General features: G+C 66.3%; 8 protein-coding genes. 7 read left to right on the plus strand and 1 reads right to left on the minus strand.

Features of this window, described 5'->3' with window-relative positions; translation table 11 throughout:
• Positions 1-8 precede the first annotated feature (8 nt).
• The 7 genes from GZ092_RS04285 to pbpC all read left to right on the plus strand — a co-directional run bounded on the left by GZ092_RS04285 (position 9) and on the right by pbpC (position 16,212).
• Positions 9-1,664 (plus strand): CorA family divalent cation transporter, encoded by a 1,656-nt coding sequence (locus GZ092_RS04285; protein WP_293634694.1) that lies wholly within the window; start codon positions 9-11, stop codon positions 1,662-1,664.
• A 225-nt stretch (positions 1,665-1,889) separates the two neighbouring features.
• The gene (locus tag GZ092_RS04290) at positions 1,890-2,549 is read left to right on the plus strand and encodes a response regulator (RefSeq protein ID WP_293634696.1); all 660 of its coding nucleotides are present in this window, start codon (positions 1,890-1,892) and stop codon (positions 2,547-2,549) included.
• On the plus strand, positions 2,546-3,901 hold the full coding sequence (locus GZ092_RS04295) for an ATP-binding protein (protein ID WP_293634698.1): 1,356 nt from the start codon (positions 2,546-2,548) through the stop codon (positions 3,899-3,901). The genes GZ092_RS04290 and GZ092_RS04295 overlap by 4 nt, the downstream gene beginning before the upstream one ends.
• A 75-nt stretch (positions 3,902-3,976) precedes the next feature.
• Complete coding sequence (locus GZ092_RS04300; protein WP_293634700.1) at positions 3,977-5,500, plus strand: DegQ family serine endoprotease; 1,524 nt, start codon at positions 3,977-3,979, stop codon at positions 5,498-5,500.
• A gap of 132 nt (positions 5,501-5,632) precedes the next feature.
• Positions 5,633-11,629: an MG2 domain-containing protein gene (locus GZ092_RS04305; protein WP_293634702.1), complete on the plus strand. Its 5,997-nt coding sequence runs from the start codon at positions 5,633-5,635 to the stop codon at positions 11,627-11,629.
• Positions 11,630-11,817: 188 nt separating this feature from the next.
• Positions 11,818-13,851 carry a BCCT family transporter gene (locus GZ092_RS04310; RefSeq protein ID WP_293634973.1) on the plus strand — a complete coding sequence of 678 codons (2,034 nt, stop codon included), beginning with the start codon at positions 11,818-11,820 and terminating at the stop codon, positions 13,849-13,851.
• 24 nt (positions 13,852-13,875) lie between these two features.
• Positions 13,876-16,212, plus strand: a complete 2,337-nt coding sequence (gene pbpC, locus GZ092_RS04315; RefSeq protein ID WP_293634704.1) for a penicillin-binding protein 1C — start codon at positions 13,876-13,878, stop codon at positions 16,210-16,212.
• On the opposite strand, the gene GZ092_RS04320 is transcribed toward pbpC, so the two are convergent.
• Positions 16,203-18,164, minus strand: a complete 1,962-nt coding sequence (locus GZ092_RS04320; protein ID WP_293634706.1) for a GspE/PulE family protein — start codon at positions 18,162-18,164, stop codon at positions 16,203-16,205. The genes pbpC and GZ092_RS04320 overlap by 10 nt on opposite strands.
• Between the last annotated feature and the right edge of the window lie 10 nt (positions 18,165-18,174).

Here is an 18,174-nt window from a genome sequence, read left to right on the forward strand (position 1 = left end):
CCGCTCCCATGTCTGCTGAATCTTCTCAAGTCTGCGTCAAACAGTTCCGGCAGGTCTTGCTCTGGCCTTTGCGGCTGATGCCGGTTCGCGGTTCCGAAGGCCGGCATGCCAAACCCTGGGAATTGCTGGCAAGCATGGGCGAGGCGTCGCCCTGGCGGGAAGTGGTCGATGAATACAGCGGCGGCAGCGGCCGCTTTCACGAGCGCCACTACAACGAGTTCGTCAGTTTTCTGCCTTATGTGCAGCGGTTTTTGTACGGCGAGGGGCGCAGCCAGCCCGGCGCGGTCGCCACCGCCGGCTCGCCCATGCGGGTGTTTCGCCGCAGCGATGTCAAGGCCCTTCGCGCCGTGACGCATGCGGGTGCGGCGCCCGTCATGCTCGACATTGCCCATGTCGATCTGTATTTTTTTCTGGACTTGGACCTGGTGCTGCTCAATGTCGAGGTCAGCGCCAGCGACCTGACGCTGGTGCAGGCGCAAGAGCTGCTGTACCGCTTTGGCCGTGGCTACCCGGCCAGCTGGGACGCCGACGGCAACGCCCAGCACTGCCTGCTCAGCGCTGAATGGCTGGGCCTGGGCGGCCAGGTGCTGGCGCAGTCGGACGCCAGCCAGCGCGAGGTGTTCATGGCGCATGTCAGCCAGCACCGCGCGCCGCGCGTGGCCGCGCACTGGGCCTGGCTGCTCGAACCGCTGGTGGGCGACCATTCCGGCAAGGCCGGAAGCCTGCGCTACCGGCAGATCGAGTACTACCGGATGCCGCAGCTGGCCTTTCTGGCCGTGGACAACCCGCTTGCCGTGAGCCGCAACGACTTCATCCGCCTGGCGCTGGTGCTCGGGCCACCCGACGCTACCCTTGACACCCGCACGCCTTACGCCGAAGCCCAGCCGGGCGACTTTGAAAGGCGCTTTTGCTACGACCGCTTCTGGCGCGAAGGCGGCGCCGCACCCCACACGCGCTACCTGTGCAGCGGCCATTCGCTGGTGGTGCTGGGCGATGCGAACAGCCCGTTTTTCGTCTGCCCCGAACGCGGCGTGCTGGCGCAGTTCCGGCACCAGCATTTTTTGCTGTTCCTGATTGCGCATTTCCAGAAGGCGGCGCTTTTGATGTTCTCGGACCGGCTGGCCGAGGCGCTGAAGAACCTGGACATTGCCGACGCCGCCAGCGTGCGCACCTTCAAGCGCACGATACGCAACAGCTTTGCCAGCTTTTTGCGCTTCACGCACCGCTACTGGTTTCATGACATTTCCGAGCAGGGCCAGGTGCGCGCGCTGTTTCGCCTGTGCGCCGGGCATCTGGAGGTCGATTCCCTGTACCAGGAGGTCAAGGAGCGCATTGGCGAGATGAACAACTACCTGGACGCCGACAGCCTGCGCCGCCAGGCCAACACGGTGGTGCGCCTGACGGTGGTGACCATCTTCGGCCTCATCGGCACGGTGACGACGGGTTTCCTGGGCATGAACCTGCTGGCCGAGGCCGACGCGCCGATGGGCCGCAAGCTGTGGATTTTTGCCATCGTCTTTGTGCTGGCGCTGGTGCTGACGTTCTACACCATGGCCAAGTCCAAGCGGCTGTCGGACTTTCTGGACGTGCTGTCCGACGAGCGCGCCACGACCTGGCAGAAAGTCAGTGCGCTCGGGCTGGTGTGGCGGCGCAACGGCGACTGAGCGCGGCGGGCAAGACTCGGGTTCCGGCGTATGAACGACCTGGATTTTTACGGAAACACAAATGATTTTGGCCTTTTTCGCACGTCCCGCCTGCACCTCACGCTATCAAAACAGCAGCGTTCAAGCAACGTCCGGGCACCGTGCTGGACCCAGGCAGCCGGAGCGCGCGTTTTAAGTCCCGTCTAAGCTGCACCCATCAGACTGTGCAACTTCAAGGAAACCCCCATGCGCTTACTGCTGGTTGAAGACGACGCGATGATTGGCGAGGCGGTGCTGCAGGTGCTGCGCGCCGAACACTACGCCGTCGATTGGGTGCGCGATGGCGTCATGGCCGACGCAGCGCTCAAGAGCGAACAATACGACATGGTGCTGCTCGACCTGGGCCTGCCCCAACGCGACGGACTGGAGGTGCTTCGCGCCTTGCGCAAGCGGCGCGACGCGGTACCGGTGCTGGTGGCCACGGCGCGCGACGGCGTGGCCGAGCGCATCGCCGGGCTGGATGCTGGCGCCGACGACTATGTGCTCAAGCCCTATGACATTGACGAATTGCTGGCGCGCATCCGCGCCCTGCTGCGCCGCAGTGCCGGCCGGGGCGAGCCGGTGTTTGCGCACAAGGGCGTCAGCCTGAACCCGGCGACGCGCGAAGCCATGGTTCACGGCCAGCAGGTGTCGCTGTCGGCGCGCGAATGGGCGGTGCTGGAAGCGCTGATTGCCCGGCCCGGCGCGGTGCTGTCGCGCGCCCAGCTGGAGGAAAAGCTGTTCAGCTGGAAGGACGACATCAGCAGCAATGCGGTCGAGGTGTATGTCCACGGCCTGCGCAAGAAACTCGGCAACGACTTCATCCAGAACGTTCGCGGCCTGGGCTACGTGGTGCCCAAGGAATGAACGCCACGCATTCCCTCAAACGCCGCCTGCTGTGGTTCGTGCTGGTGGCGATCCTGCTGGCGGCGGTGTTGCAGGCCGTCACCGCTTACCGGGGTGCGCTGCGCCAGGCCGATGCGCTGTTCGATGACCATCTGCAGCAGATGGCGCGCTCGCTGCGCGGCGGCATTCCGCTGGGGCTGCCGCAGGCCGGGGCCGAAGAAGATTCAGGCTACGACCTGTTCGTGCAGATCTGGGGTCAGGACGGCACGCAGATTTTCCGATCCACCCGCTCGGCCTTGCCGCCGCGCGCAGTGCTGGGCTTTTCGGATGTCGAGGCGCACGGCAACCGCTACCGGGTGTACACGCTGCAAACACCCTTGCAGACCGTGCAGATCGCGCAGGACCTGAGCGCGCGCACCGCCCGCGCGCGGGCGCTGGCGCTGCGCGCCGTGCTGCCGCTTGCCTGGCTCACGCCGCTGCTGATGCTGGCAGTCTGGTGGATCATCAAGCGCTCGCTGGCACCCATCGAACGCACGCGCCTGGCCGTCGCCAGCCGCGCCGCCGATGATTTTTCACCGCTCGAAGGCGCCGGCCTGCCCGACGAAGTGCAGCCGCTGGTCGATGAACTCAACCTGCTGTTCGGCCGGGTGCGGCACGCCTTCGAGGCGCAGAAAAACTTTGTCGCCGATGCAGCGCATGAACTGCGCTCGCCCCTGACGGCGCTCAAGCTCCAGGCGCAAACATTGCGCCGCGTGGACGACGACCCTGCCGCGCGCGAAGAGGGCGTGGCGCGCCTGAACCTGGGGCTGGACCGGGCCATCCGGGGCGTCGAGCAACTGCTGCTGCTGGCGCGCGAGGAAGCCGGTCCGGCCCCGACCGGCGGCACCCAGCAGGTCGATCTGCATCAGGTGGTGCAACTGGCCGTGGCTGATACCTTGCCGCAGGCGCGGCGGGGGCAGATCGATTTGGGGCTGGTTGAAAACCCTTCCGGGCAGGCCGTGCCTCCCGTCAGCGGCCAGATGGAGGCGCTGTGCATCCTGCTGCGCAACCTGCTGGAAAACGCCGTCAAGTACACGCCGCCGGGCGGCCAGGTCGATGTGTCGCTGGCGCTGGTGGACGGCAGCCCGGTGCTGAGCGTCGAAGACAGTGGACCGGGCATTGCGCCGGAACTCCGGCCGCGCGTGTTCGACCGTTTCTTTCGCGCCAGCGACACGGCGCAGCAAAGCGGCAGCGGCCTGGGGCTGGCCATCGTCAAGGCGATTGCCGACAGGCACGGCGCGGTGCTGACACTGGGCGAATCGCCCCGCCTGGGCGGCCTGAAGGTGGAGGTGCGATTTGCGCCCGCCACACCTTGCCATGCTGATCAACTTTAAGTTTCGTCTAAGCCTGCGTCTCCATACTTGTCTGCATCGGTACCAATGCGTGCCTTACCCGACAGGAGCTTTCCCATGACATCAGCCGTTTCAAGCAATACCCGCCTGGTTGCCGCACTGCTGGCCGCTGGTGCCATTGGCGGCGCCGGGGTCGGCGCGTTCAACGCCATGCATACGACAGCCGCAGCGGCCATCTCGCCGCCCGCTTTCGTCGCCGCAGTCCCCGGGGCCACACCCGTGGCCCTGCCCGATTTTTCGCAGATCACCGAGCGCTACGGCCCGTCGGTGGTCAACATCAGCGTCACCGGCACCACCAAGGTATCCAACGACTCGCCATTGGCGCAAGACGGCGGCGGCGACGCGCAGGACGATCCGCTCAATGGCCCGCTCGGCGAATTATTCCGCCGCTTTCAGCAAGGCCAGGGGCACCCGGGTACAGGCCGGGGCGGACCTGGCGCACAGCAGGAAATGCCGACGCGCGGCCAGGGCTCGGGATTCATCGTCAGCGCCGACGGCATCATTTTGACCAATGCGCATGTGGTGCGCGGCGCGAAGGAAGTTACCGTCAAACTGACTGACCGGCGCGAGTTCCGCGCCAAGGTGCTGGGGGCCGACGCCAAGACCGACATTGCCGTGCTGAAGATCGAGGCCAGCAACCTGCCGGTTGCCAAGCTGGGCAAGACCAGCGAGCTGAAGGTCGGCGAATGGGTACTGGCCATCGGCTCGCCCTTCGGTTTTGAAAACACCGTGACCGCCGGCGTCGTCAGCGCCAAGGGCCGGTCCTTGCCCGACGACAGCGCCGTGCCCTTCATCCAGACCGATGTCGCCATCAACCCCGGCAACTCGGGCGGCCCGCTGTTCAACGCACGCGGCGAAGTGGTCGGCATCAACTCGCAAATCTACACCCGCAGCGGCGGCTACCAGGGCGTGTCGTTTGCCATCCCGATCGACATCGCCAACAAGATCAAGAACCAGATCGTCGCCACCGGCAAGGTCGAGCATGCCAAGCTGGGCGTGGCGGTGCAGGAGGTCAACCAGGCCTTTGCCGACTCCTTCAAGCTCGACAAGCCCGAAGGTGCGCTGGTGTCGTCGGTCGAAAAAGGCAGCCCGGCCGACAAGGCTGGGCTGATGTCGGGCGACGTGATCCGCCAGGTGAACGGCCAGCCCATCGTGTCATCGGGCGACCTGCCGGCGGTGATTGGCCTGGCGACGCCGGGCGACACCGTCACGCTGGGCGTGTGGCGCCAGGGGGCATCCAGGGAACTGAGCGCCAAGCTGGCCAATGCCGACGACAAGTCCGCGCAGGTCGCCAGCAAGAAAGAACCGGCGGGACAGGGAAAACTGGGCCTGGCATTGCGTCCGCTGCAGCCCGACGAGCAGCAGGAAGCCGGCACCGACAGCGGACTGGTGGTGCAGCAGGCCAGCGGCCCGGCGGCCCAGGCCGGCGTGCAGGCGGGCGATGTGCTGCTGTCGATCAACGGCATTCCGGTGAAGAACATCGAGCAGGTGCGCGCTACCGTGGCGAAATCGCAAAAATCGGTGGCGCTGCTGATCCTGCGCGGCGACACGCGGATTTTTGTGCCGGTTGATTTGGGCTGATCCGGTCGCGCCACGGCCAACTGAAAAAGGCGGACTGAACAGTCCGCCTTTTTTTTACGACGAATCTCGCCCGGCCACGGCAGAGCTTGGCAAATTAATCGGCTACGCTCCACCTCCTGACCAGGAGTTAACGTGGCGCAAATCCTTCCCCAAATCATCTCGGCCCTGATAGCCGCCACGGCCCTGCAGGCGCAAGCGCTGCAAATTACCAGCCTGTCCCCCCAAGGCGAGGTCGCCCAAGTCCGGCAGGTCGTCGTCAAATTCGACGAGGCGGCGGTCAACTTCGGCGACCCCAAAGCCCCGGCCCCGCTGGCCCTGCGCTGCAGCGACGCGCAGGCGGCCCAAGGCACTGGCCGCTGGACCGGCAACCGCGAATGGATTTTTGAGTTCGACCAGGACCTGCCGCCCGGCGTGCGCTGCACCGTCACAGCCGTGTCAGGCTTCAAATCGCCCTCTTCCGCCCTGCTGACGGGCACCAGCAGCTATCAATTCAATAGCGGCGGGCCGTTTATCAAAAACCTGCGCCCCGGAACCTACCAACCCATCGACGAAGAACAGTATTTCGTGCTGGAACTGAACGGGCCGGCCACGCTGGCCAGCCTGCAGCACAACGTCTGGTGTTCGATGGAAGGCCTGGGCGAGCGCGTGCCGGTGCGGCTGATCGAGGGCAGCGAACGGGGCGCGCTGCTGAAGTCGCAACACCTGGACAAGGCTGCCGCCCAGGACCCGCTGCGGATTGCCACGCTGGCCTGCAACCGGCGCCTCACGCCCGCGACCAAAGTGCAACTGGTCTATGGCCAGGGCGTGCGCACGCCCAGCGGCATCCCCAACTCGGTCGAGAAACGTTACGACTTCACGGTGCGCGAGCCCTTCACCGCCAGCTTCAGCTGCGAGCGTGAAAATGCCCAGTCGGCGTGTTTGCCCATCCGGCCCATGCGGCTGGGCTTCAATGCGCCGGTGCCGCGCAAGCTGGCCGAGGCGATTCGCCTGAAGTCTGCCAGCGGCGAGTTCAAGCCGGCCTTTGAAGCAGACGTCGGCGATGGCGACAGCCTGGTCACGGAACTCAGTTTCAAGCCCCTCTTTGCCGAGCGGGGCCAATTCACGCTGCAACTGCCCGCAGGCTTCAAGGACGCGTCAAGCCGCCCACTGGCCAACGCCGGCAGTTTTCCGATGCAGGTCGCGACCGGCGCCATGCCGCCGCTGGCCAAGTTTGCCGCTGCGCCGTTCGGCATCCTGGAGCGCTTTGCCGAACCGGGCAGCCAGGCGGGCGACCCGGCGCTGCTGCCCGTCACGCTGCGCAATGTCGAGGCGAATTTGCCGCTGAAGGACTTGGCGCCAGGCCGGGTCAGCGACCTGCAGCCGCAAGGCGACGCCGACATCATTGCCTGGTTCCGCAAGGTGCAGCGCTATGACCGCTACGAGGTGGAGCGCAAGCTGGCGGCCGCCGACAGCAAAACCCCGCTGCCCCGGCCGCTGGAGAAGCTGGACAAAAACGACCGGGATGCGGTGCAGTCGCGCATGGTGTCGCTGCTGGGCGGCCAGCCGGGCGTCAAGACACTGGACTTGCCCAAACCCGTCACTGCCTCCGGCAGCGCCGCAACGGCGGGTGCCCTGCGCCCGTTTGAAGTCATCGGCATTCCGCTGTCGCCCGGCTTTCATGTGGTCGAGATCGCCTCGCAGCAGCTTGGCGCGTCGCTGCTCGACGAGCGCCACGGCGCCAGCCGCACGATGTACGTGCGCACCTCGGCGCTGGTGACCAACCTGGGCGTTCACTTCAAGCTGGGCCGCGAGAACGCGCTGGCCTGGGTCACCACGCTCGACAAGGGCGCGCCCGTGGCCGGGGCGGTGGTGCGCGTCTCCAGCTGCCAGGGCGTCGAGCTGGCCAAGGCCACGACCGATGCGCAGGGCATTGCCCGGTTCACCGGCCTGTCGTCCGACCCGCCGCGCTGCGCCGGCGACGAGGGCGGCAATGCCTACTTTGTCAGCGCGCGCGCTGCGCAGGCCGGCATGGAGGACATGGCGTTCACCTGGAGCGACTGGCACAAGGGCATCGAGTCCTGGCGCTTCAACGTGCCGACCCGCAGCGACCCGTCGCCAGATACGCGCGTCCACACGATTTTTGACCGCACGCTTTTCAGGGCTGGCGACACCGTGTCGATGAAGCATGTGCTGCGCAACGAAACCGGCCCCGGTTTCGGCCTGCCCGCGCTGAAGCCGGACACCTTGGTCATCACCCACACCGGCAGCGGCCAGCAAACCACGCAGGCCGTCACCTGGCGCAAGACCGCCACCGGCGGGCTGAGTGCGGAAAACACCTTTTCGATTCCGCCCGCCGCCAAGCTCGGCGTGTACGAGGTGCAGCTCAAGGGCCAGCGCAAAACCTCCGACGGCAACCAGGAGGAAATCGTGAGCAGCGGCCAGTTCCGCGTCGAGGAATTTCGCCTGCCGGTGCTGGCCGGGCGCATCACGCCGGCCAACCCGCAGGCGCTGGTGAATGTCAAGGCCGTGCCTGCCGATGTGCAGGTCAGCTACGTGGCGGGCGGCCCGGCGGTGAACCTGCCGGTGCGCGTGTCGGCGCTGGTGCGCGGCAAAACCCTGCGCTACAGCGACTACGAGGAATTCAGCTTTTCGCCGCCGCGCGCCGTACGCTCTGAAACCACCGAAGGCGAGGAAGAAACCAGCGCCGCGCAAGACCAGCGCGTGATTGCCGACAAGCTGCCGCTGACGCTGGACCGCAACGGCGCGGGCAAGCTCACCATTCCCGACGTGCCGGTCGGCAAGCAGGCGCAGGAGTTGCTGCTGGAAGCCAGCTACGCCGACCCGAACGGCGAAGTGCAGACGCTGCGCAGCGTCTCGACGCTATGGCCGGCCGGCGTGGTGGCCGGCATCAAGACCGAAGGCTGGGCTTCTAGCAGCCAGAAAGTCAAGTTCCAGGCGCTGGCCCTGAACCTGAACGGCAAGCCTGCCGCCGGGATTGCGCTGGACGTGAAGGCCGTCGCCCGCATCGTCACCACCAGCCGCAAGCGCATGGTCGGTGGCTTCTACACCTACGACAACCAGACCAACCTGAAGGATCTGGGCAGCGTCTGCAGCGGCAAGAGCGACGCACGCGGGCTCCTGTTGTGCGAGGCCAAACTCGGCGAGCCGGGCGAAGTCGAACTCGTCGTGACGGCGAAGGACCAGGACGGCCACATCATCCAGGCCGCCAGCTCGGTCTATGTCACGCGGCAGGGAGAACTCTGGTTCGGCGGCGAGAACCACGACCGCATGGACGTGCTGCCCGAAAAGAAAATCTACCAGCCCGGCGAGACGGCCGTGTTCCAGGTGCGCATGCCGTTTCGCTTTGCCACCGCGCTGGTGTCGATTGAACGCGAAGGCATCATCGAGACGCAGGTGGTGCAGCTCAACGGCCAGGACCCGACGGTGCGCCTGCAGGTCAAGGAAAGCTGGGGGCCGAACGTCTATGTCAGCGTGCTGGCGCTGCGCGGGCGGCTGCGCGAAGTGCCGTGGTACAGCTTTTTCACCTGGGGCTTCAAGGCGCCGCGCGAGTGGTGGACCTCGTTCTGGTACGAAGGCCGGGAATATGTGGCGCCGACTGCGCTGGTCGATCTGAGCAAGCCCGCCTTCCGGCTGGGGCTGGCGGAAATCCGCGTCGGCACGAAGGCGCACCAGCTGGATGTCAGCGTGAAAGCCGACAAGGACAGCTATGCGGTGCGTGGCCAGGCGCAGGTCACGGTCAACGTCAAGCTGCCCAACGGCCAGCCCGCCGCCAATGCCGAAGTGGCGCTGGCCGCCGTCGATGAAGCACTGCTGGAGCTGATGCCCAACACCTCGTGGAACCTGCTGGACGCCATGCTGCAACGCCGTTCGTGGGGCGTGGAAACGGCAACGGCGCAGATGGAAATCATTGGCCGGCGGCATTACGGCCGCAAGGCCGTGGCGGCGGGCGGCGGCGGCGGGCGCAGCAACACGCGCGAGCTGCTCGACACGCTGCTGCTGTGGAACCCGAAGGTGCAGCTCGACGCCCAGGGCCGGGCGGTGGTGACCGTGCCGCTCAACGATGCGCTGACGAGCTTTCGCATCGTGGCTGTCGCCGACGCCTCCACCGGCCTGTTCGGCACCGGCCAGACGACGATCAAGGCGACGCAGGACTTGCAGATCATCAGCGGCCTGCCGCCCCTGGTGCGCGAGGGCGATGAGTTTCGCGCGCAAGTCACGCTGCGCAACACGACGAAAACGGCGATGAAAGTCGAGGTCAGCCCGCGCGCGACGCTGCTCGACCTGCCGCCGCAAACGGTCGATATTCCGGCCGGCGAGGCGCGTGAAGTCGCCTGGAGTGTCACCGCCCCGGCGCAACCCGGGCTGACGCGCGCCGAAGCCATGCTGTGGGAAATCCAGGCCAAAGACACGCTGGGCGGCGCGCGCGACGGCCTCAAGGCCAGCCAGCGCCTCATTCCCGCCGTACCGCTGACGGTGCAGCAGGCCACCCTGGTGCAGGTCGATGGCAGCTTCAAGCTCAACGTGAACCCGCCGCTGGACGCCCTGCCCGGTCGTGGCGGCCTGAAGCTGTCGCTGCAACCCAAACTCGCCGAAGGCATGGACGGCGTGCGCGACTGGTTCGCGGCCTATCCTTTCGTCTGCCTGGAGCAGCAAACCAGCAAGGCGATTGGCCTGCGCGACGGCAAGCTGTGGCAAACGGTCGCGGCGCAACTGCCCGGCTACCTCGACAGCGACGGCCTGGCCAGCTACTTTCCGCCGCGTGACGGCGACGCGGCGCGCGGCAGCGACACGCTGACGGCTTACTTTCTGGCCGCCACGCACGAGGCAACCGCATTGAGTCCGGCGTTTGCCCTGCCCGACGAGGCGCGTGCGGCGATGGAGCGCGGCTTGACCGCCTTCGTCGAGGGCCGCATCCAGCGCGATTTCTGGAGCCCCCGAAAAGACCTGGACGTGCGCAAACTGGCCGCGCTTGAAGCGCTGTCGCGCTACGGCAAGGCGCAAGGCCGCATGACGGGCAGCATCACCATTGCGCCCAACCAGTGGCCGACGCATGCAGTGATCGACTGGCTGAACATCCTCAAGCGCGTGTCCGACGTGCCGCAGCGCGAGGAACGCCTGGCCGAGGCAAACCAGATTTTGAAATCGCGCCTGTCATTTCAAGGCACCAAGCTGATCTTCAGCACCGAAAAAGACGATTACTGGTGGTGGCTGATGGTCAACGGCGATGTCAACACGGCACGCCTGATGCTGGCCGTGATGGACGACCCCGCCTGGGCGGGCGACATGCCCCGGCTGGCCAACGGCTTCATCGGCCGCCAGCAAAAAGGCGCGTGGCACACCACCACGGCCAACCTCTGGGGCGGGCTGGCGCTGGACAAGTTCTCGGCGAAGTTTGAAGCCGTGCCGGTGACGGGCATGACCCAGGCAGCGCTGGCCAGCGCATCGGCCACGGCCAAACCCGCCAGCGTGGACTGGCGCAAGGTCGAGCGCATCACGTCCGCCGATGCTTCAGGCTCCGCGCACCAGACGACGTTCTTTGGCGCACCGGCCGCGCCCGGCATGCTGCGCAACAACAGCCTGTTTTTACCTTGGGGCAGCCCGGCGAAGGACACGCTGACGGTGACGCATGAAGGCAGCGGCAAGCCCTGGCTCACGCTGCAGTCGCTGGCGGCGGTGGCGTTGAAAGCGCCGTTCAATGCCGGCTACCAGATCAGCAAGACCATCACGCCGGTCGAGCAGGCGGTGAAGGGCCAGTACACGCGCGGCGACGTGCTGCGCATCACGCTTGAAGTCAACGCCTCGGCCGACATGCGCTGGGTTGCCATCACCGACCCGATTCCGGGCGGCGCGACGATCCTGGGCACGGGCCTGGGGCGCGATTCGCAAATGGCCACCCGCAGCGAGAAAAACACCGGGGCCGGCTGGCCGGCGTTCGAGGAACGCAGCTTCGAGGCCTATCGCAGCTATTACGAGTACCTGCCCAAGGGCGTGGTGAAGATGGACTACACCGTGCGGCTGAACAACGTCGGCAGCTTCGCGCTGCCGCCGAGCCGGGTCGACGCGCTGTATGCGCCCGAGATGTTTGGCGAGGCGCCCAATGCGCGAGTGAAGGTGGAGGCGGCGAAATAGCCATTGACCGACACGGTTGGAGCCGCGCAAGGCGTACCATGCGCCGCACACCCGATTCGCCTGCACCTTGCCGCACCCGGCTGGCCCCTGCTGCGCCAGGGCGCTTGAAGCCGGGCAGCCCTTGAGCCCATCCAGGAGTCCACCGCATGCAAGTCCCTTCTTCCACTCCTTCCGCTGCCCCCGGCATCATGCCCAATTCTCCCGCTCCGACAAGCGCGCCGCTGACCACACTGGTGCCGCAGGTCGTCGTGCCGGCGCTGCTGGTGCTGGGCGGCCTGCTGGTGTTTTGCGGCATGTTCCCGCAGCGCGCCGACCTGTTTTTCTCGGGCGCGCAGAGCTGGGTGGTCAGCCACTTTGACTGGTTCTACACCAGCGCGGTCACGGTGTTTCTGGTGTTCCTGCTGATGGTGGCGGCCAGCCGCTTTGGCGACATCCGGCTCGGCCCCGATGACGCCCTGCCCGAGTTCAACTTCCTGTCATGGACCGCGATGCTGTTTGCCGCCGGCATGGGCATTGGCCTGATGTACTTTGGCGTGGGCGAGCCGCTGCAGCACTACCTCAAGCCGCCGACGCAGCTCGGCGGCACGCCGGCAGCGGCCAAGGAGGCGTTGCAGGTGACGTTTTTCCACTGGGGCTTTCACGCCTGGGCGGTGTACGGCACCATGGGCCTGGTGCTGGCCTACTTCGGCTTTCGCTACAACCTGCCACTGACGCTGCGCTCGGGCCTGTACCCGCTGCTCAAGGAGCGCATCAACGGCCCGATCGGTCACGGCGTCGATGCCTTTGCGCTGGTCGGCACCATTGCCGGCATTGCCACCACGCTGGGCTACGGCGCGCTGCAGCTGGCGGCCGGGCTGAACAAGGTCGGCGGCTGGGACACCTCGACCAACGCCTTTCGCATCGGCATCATCGTCGTCGTGGTGGCGCTGGCCGGCATCTCGGCGGTCAGCGGGCTGGACAAGGGCGTGCGCCGCCTGAGCGAGTTCAACCTGTCGCTGTCATTCCTGCTGCTGGGCTTTGTCATCATCACCGGGCCAACCGTTTACCTGTTCCAGGCGCTGAGCGAAAACATTGGCGGCTACCTGTCCAACCTGGCCAACATGTCGCTGCGCACCTTTGTCTATGAGCCGACGCGCGACGAAGGCTGGTTCGGCGGCTGGACCATCCTCTACTGGGCCTGGTGGATTTCCTGGTCGCCGTTTGTCGGCATGTTCATCGCCCGCATCTCGCGCGGCCGCACGATTCGCCAGTTCATCATCGGCGTGCTGCTGGTGCCCACGGCCTTCAACCTGCTGTGGATGACGGCGTTTGGCAACGGCGCCATCTGGATCGACACGCAGGTGGCGCAGGGCGCGCTGGCGCAGACCGTGGGCAATGTCGATGCGCTGCTGTTCCGCTTTTTTGACTTTTTGCCGCTGACCGTGCCGGTGTCGTGGCTGGCGATTTTGCTGATTGGCGTGTTTTTTGTCACCTCGGCCGACTCCGGCGCCTTTGTCGTCGATGCGATTGCCTCGCGCGGCAACCCGCGCTCGCCGGTCTGGCAGCGCCTGTTCTGGGCGGCGGTGCTGGGCGTGACCGCCGCCGTGCTGCTGCTGGCCGGCGGGCTGGGCGCGCTGCAGGCCATGACGCTGGTGGCCGCGCTGCCGGTGGCGGTCATCATGCTGGCGCTGTGCTACGGCCTCTGGCGCGGCCTGCAGGCCGACGTGGCGCATTCGACGCAAGATTTGGCGCCGGCCACCAACTTCTGGAGCGGCCAGCACTGGCGCAAACGGCTGGAGCAGATCGTGCACCAGTCCACGCGCGAGGACGTGCTGAACTTCATGCAGACCGGCGTGCTGCAGGCCATGCGCGATGTGGCGCGCGAGCTGGGCCAGCGCGGCGTGGCCGCCAGCGTGCACGAGGACGGCCTGGCCGAAGGCGTGCTGCGCCTGACGATTCCCGACCCGGCGCTGCGCGACTTTGTCTATGGCGTGAAGGCCGTGAGCCGCGCGGTGCCGGTGTTCATGGTGCGCGAAGCGGCGCGCGAGACCGAGCGCGACCAGGTATTCGAGCCCATGACCTTCTTCGAGGACGGCCGCCAGGGCTACGACATCCAGTACCTGCGCCCCGAGGAAATCATCGTGGACATCCTGCGCCACTACGAGCGCTACCGCTCGGTCAGCCTCAACCAGCGCACCCAGTTGCTGAATCGCGCGCCGGGCCATACCGAGCCGCTGCTGTGACCGCCGCGCCAGCCTGAGGTTTGCATGAAGCACAGCACTCGATGGCCACAGGGCACCCGCCGTGAGGGAAATTTTTTCCTCAAAAGCACTTTTGCTATTTTTTTAATAGCTTCTTGCGCCCTATCCGCTTGCGCAGCAGCCACTTTTGACCAAATAAAGCGCGATTTCAAGCCGTCCGACACCCTGATACTCGACCGCAACGGCGAATTGCTCCAGCGCGTGCGAACCGATGCCAGTGTGCGGCGCGGCCAATGGATCGCCCTGGCCGACATCTCGCCGGCCTTGCGCACAGCGCTGGTGCTCAGTGAGGACAAGCGGTTTTACGAACACAGCGGCGTGGACTGGCGGGCGGTGTCCGGTGCGGCCTGGGCCAACCTGTGGAACACGAAAACGCGGGGCGCGTCCACGCTCAGCATGCAGCTGGCCGGGCTGATGGATGACGACCTGCGCGCCAGCAACAGCGGACGCAGCATCACGCAAAAAATCGGCCAGACCTTTGCCGCCCAGGTGCTGGAGCAACGCTGGCGCAAGGACCAGATCCTGGAGGCGTACCTTAACCTGGTGCCGTTTCGCGGCGAGCTGGTCGGCATCGACGCGCTCAGCCGCACGCTGTTTGGCAAGGCGGCGCACGGGCTGGACGAGCGCGAAGCCGCCGTGGCCGCAGCGCTGGTGCGCGCGCCCAATGCCAGGGCCGCGCAGGTGGCGCAACGCGCCTGCGGTGTGCTCAAACTGATGCAGCCCGGCGCGAAGATCGACTGCGACGGGCTGGACCTGTTTGCCACGGGCGCACTGCAGCGCCGGGATTTTCAGGCCAGCGAAGGGATGGCGCCGCATCTGGCGCGCCGGCTTGTGGCGCGGGGACAGGCCCCGAACCCGAACCCCCAAACCATCACGTCCACCCTGCGCGCCCCGCTGCAGCGCTTTGCGGTGCAAACCCTGCAGCAGCACCTGCGCGAGCTGCGCGGCCGCCATGTCGAGGACGGCGCCGTCGTCGTGCTCGACAACGCCAGCGGCGAGGTGCTGGCCTGGGTGGGTTCTTCGGGAACGCTCAGCGCCGCCGCCGAAGTCGATGGCGTGCTGGCGCTGCGCCAGCCGGGCTCGACGCTCAAGCCTTTCCTGTACGCGCAGGCGATTGCCGAGCGGCGCCTCACGGCGGCGTCGCTGCTGGAGGACTCCTCGGCGCAAATCCCCACGGCGGGCGGCCTCTACATTCCGCAAAACTACGACCGCCAGTTCAAGGGCCTGGTCTCAAGCCGCACCGCGCTGGCCGCGTCGCTCAACGTGCCGGCCGTACGCACGCTGGTGATGGTCTCGCCCGAGGCCTTTCACCGGCAGCTGCGCGCCGTCGGACTGCCGCTGACGGAGTCGGGTGACTACTACGGCTACAGCCTGGCGCTGGGCAGCGCCGAGGTGTCGCTGCTGTCGCTCGCCAACGCCTACCGCACGCTGGCCAATGGCGGGCGCTTTGGCGAGGTTCAATTCGGGGAAGCCTCACCCCTGCCCTCTCCCATGGGGAGAGGGCGCAAAACCGCCGAAATTCATTCAGACCCCGCTTCCCCGACTGGCGCCCGCTCCTCCCTTGAGCCGGTTGGGGCGAAAGCAGCTGTTGACCCGCGCGCCGCCTTCATCGTCAGCGACATCCTGGCCGACCCGCTGGCGCGCGCCCGCACCTTCGGCACCGACTCCATCCTGGCGACGCGTTTCTGGACAGCAGTGAAAACCGGCACCAGCAAGGACATGCGCGACAACTGGGCGATGGGTTTTTCGCAACGCTACACCGTCGGCGTGTGGGTCGGCAATGCCAGCGGCGCGCCGATGTGGGACGTCAGCGGCACCAGTGGCGCCGCGCCGGTCTGGGCGGCGCTGATGAACCACCTGCACCAGACCGAACCCAGTCGCGCGCCCATCCCGCCGCCGGGTGTGCTACAGGTCCGCACGACGTTTGGCAGCCAGCTGGAAGCGGCGCGCAGCGAATGGTTCATCCAGGGCACCGAACAATCGCTATTTGCTATGGATTCAATAGCTGAAAGTGTAGGCAGGACGGGCGGAAAAGGCCTGAAAGCCTTGAATTCCGCAACGCCGCCGCGCATCACCGCGCCCGCGTCGGGCACCATCATCGCGCTGGACCCGGACATTCCGCCGGCGCACCAGCGCCTGACGTTCAGCGCGCAGGGGCACAGCCTGCGCTGGCGGATGGACGGCCGGGAGTTTGCGCGCGGCACCGAGGTTCGCTGGCTGCCCTGGCCGGGCCGGCATGTGGTGCAGCTGCTGGACGCCGGTGGCCAGGTGGCTGACGAGATCCGGATCGAGGTCCGAGGTGCCGGTGTACGGGCCGCCATTCAGAAACCAAATCACAGATAGGCCATGCGCGCCTGGCGCAGATCAATCAGCCCCTGAACGTATTTTTCAAGTGCGTCATGGCGCAAGCTGCGCATGCCGGCGCTGATGGCGGACTCGTATATTTCGGTGGGCCTGGCATTGCGCTGGATCAGCAGACGTATGGCCGGGCTGTTTTCCAGGATTTCGTAGATGCCCATCCGCCCTTTGTAGCCCTTGCCGCCGCAGCGGTCGCAGCCCTGCGCCGTCCTGGCCTCGATCTCGTTGGGCGTCTGTACCCCGGCGGCGGCCAGCAGGCGGCGGGCACCCTCTTCCTCGCTCAAAGGCGAGGCATGCACATATTCCCGGACCAGTTCGGCGAACTGCTCGGCGTGCATCGCTTCCTTTTGCGCGCAATGCGGACACAGTGACCGGACCAGCCGCTGGGCGACGATGCCGACCAGCGAATCGGCAAAGTTCATCGCGTCCATGCCCAGGTCAAGCAGGCGCACGACACTCTCGGAAGCGCTGTTGGTGTGCAGCGTTGACAGCACCAGGTGGCCGGTCAGCGACGCTTCAATCACGATCTTGGCGGTTTCGGTGTCACGGATTTCGCCAATCATGATGACATCCGGGTCGGCCCGCAAAAACCCGCGCATGGCACTGGCGAACGTCAACCCGATCTTCGGATTGACCTGCACCTGGCGCAGGCCGGCCTGGGTGATCTCGATCGGGTCTTCGGCGGTCCAGATCTTGCGCTCCTCGGTGTTGATCTCGGCCAGCATCGAATGCAGCGTGGTGGTCTTGCCCGACCCGGTCGGACCAGCCGCCAGGATCAGGCCGAAGGAGCGCGCCGACATGCGCGCCACCGCTTCGGCATCGCGCGGCTGCAGGCCCAGCTTGCCCAGCGGCACCGGCTTTGACGAGGCCAGGAGCCGCATCACCACGTCTTCCATGCCGTCGTGCGTGGGCATGATGGACACCCGCAGCTCCAGCGGATCGCCGCCGAGCTCGCTGAAACTGATCTTTCCGTCCTGCGGCCTGCGGTGCTCTGAAATATCGAGCCGGGCCATGATCTTGATGCGCGAAACCATGGCTGATCGCAGCGCGGGCGAAAGCTTCTGGTACAGCTCCAGGTCACCGTCGCGGCGCAGGCGGATGCGGGTGAATTCCTCGCCAGGATTGGTCTCGATGTGAATGTCCGACGCATGCAGCGCCTGCGCGTCCAGGATCAGGCGCGTGACGAGTTGCACCATGTCCGGCGACACGCCGGATTCATCAGCCGCTTGCGGTTCGCCCTGTCCCTGTCCCTGGCCCCGCCCGGTTTCACTCACCAGTGGCTTCATGCCTTCGTCGTGGACGCTGACGGCATTGGTGGCCGCAGGCGGCGTGTTCAATGCCTTGCGAACAAAGGCCTGGTGCATCTTGAAAAGGTCATGCTCGGGTGCCATCATGGGCGCATGAGGGTCCATGCGTTCAAGCCGCGCCGCAATCGCATCACGGTCGGCCCAGACTAGGCGCACGCTGCGGCTGGTCAGGCTGCGCAGGCGGTTGCGCATGGTTTCGTCGGTGGGGTACCAGGTTGCCACGATCAGCGTTTCATCGGCTTCTCCCAGGAACAGCAGGTCATGGGCACGCATTTTTTGCAGCAGCTGCGCATCGAACACATGGTCGGGCAGCATGAAGTGGGCGGCATCCACCTCGACGATGCCGGCGGTGCGCGCCAGCGCATGGTGCAGGTCTTCGGGCGTCATCAGCAGCCGCTCGACCAGTTCGTGGGAACGGCTGCGCAACAATTGCGGGTCCTCATCGGCCAGCATCTGAATCTCGCGGGGATGGAGCACGCCCAGCTGCTCCAGGGCCGTCGCCAGCGTGATGACGGGTTCCGACTCCAGGATCTGCGCCGCCTTGAGTAACTGGCTCAGGGTGTTGGGCCGTGGCTTTTCATGCACCAGGGAGTCAGGAAGGGTCGGAAGGAATCCGGAGTTTGTCAGCAAGATGGTTCTT

Origin of the sequence: Polaromonas sp. (assembly GCF_010365105.1) — a bacterium.
In the GTDB taxonomy this organism is placed as follows: domain Bacteria; phylum Pseudomonadota; class Gammaproteobacteria; order Burkholderiales; family Burkholderiaceae_C; genus Polaromonas.

Excerpts from the sequence above, each read along its gene's own strand:
- GZ092_RS04310 (WP_293634973.1), top strand. The coding sequence starts at position 11,818 with ATGCCCAATTCTCCCGCTCCGACAAGCGCGCCGCTGACCACACTGGTG.
- pbpC (WP_293634704.1), top strand. The coding sequence starts at position 13,876 with ATGAAGCACAGCACTCGATGGCCACAGGGCACCCGCCGTGAGGGAAAT.
- GZ092_RS04285 (WP_293634694.1), top strand. The coding sequence starts at position 9 with ATGTCTGCTGAATCTTCTCAAGTCTGCGTCAAACAGTTCCGGCAGGTC.
- GZ092_RS04300 (WP_293634700.1), top strand. The coding sequence starts at position 3,977 with ATGACATCAGCCGTTTCAAGCAATACCCGCCTGGTTGCCGCACTGCTG.
- GZ092_RS04295 (WP_293634698.1), top strand. The coding sequence starts at position 2,546 with ATGAACGCCACGCATTCCCTCAAACGCCGCCTGCTGTGGTTCGTGCTG.
- GZ092_RS04290 (WP_293634696.1), top strand. The coding sequence starts at position 1,890 with ATGCGCTTACTGCTGGTTGAAGACGACGCGATGATTGGCGAGGCGGTG.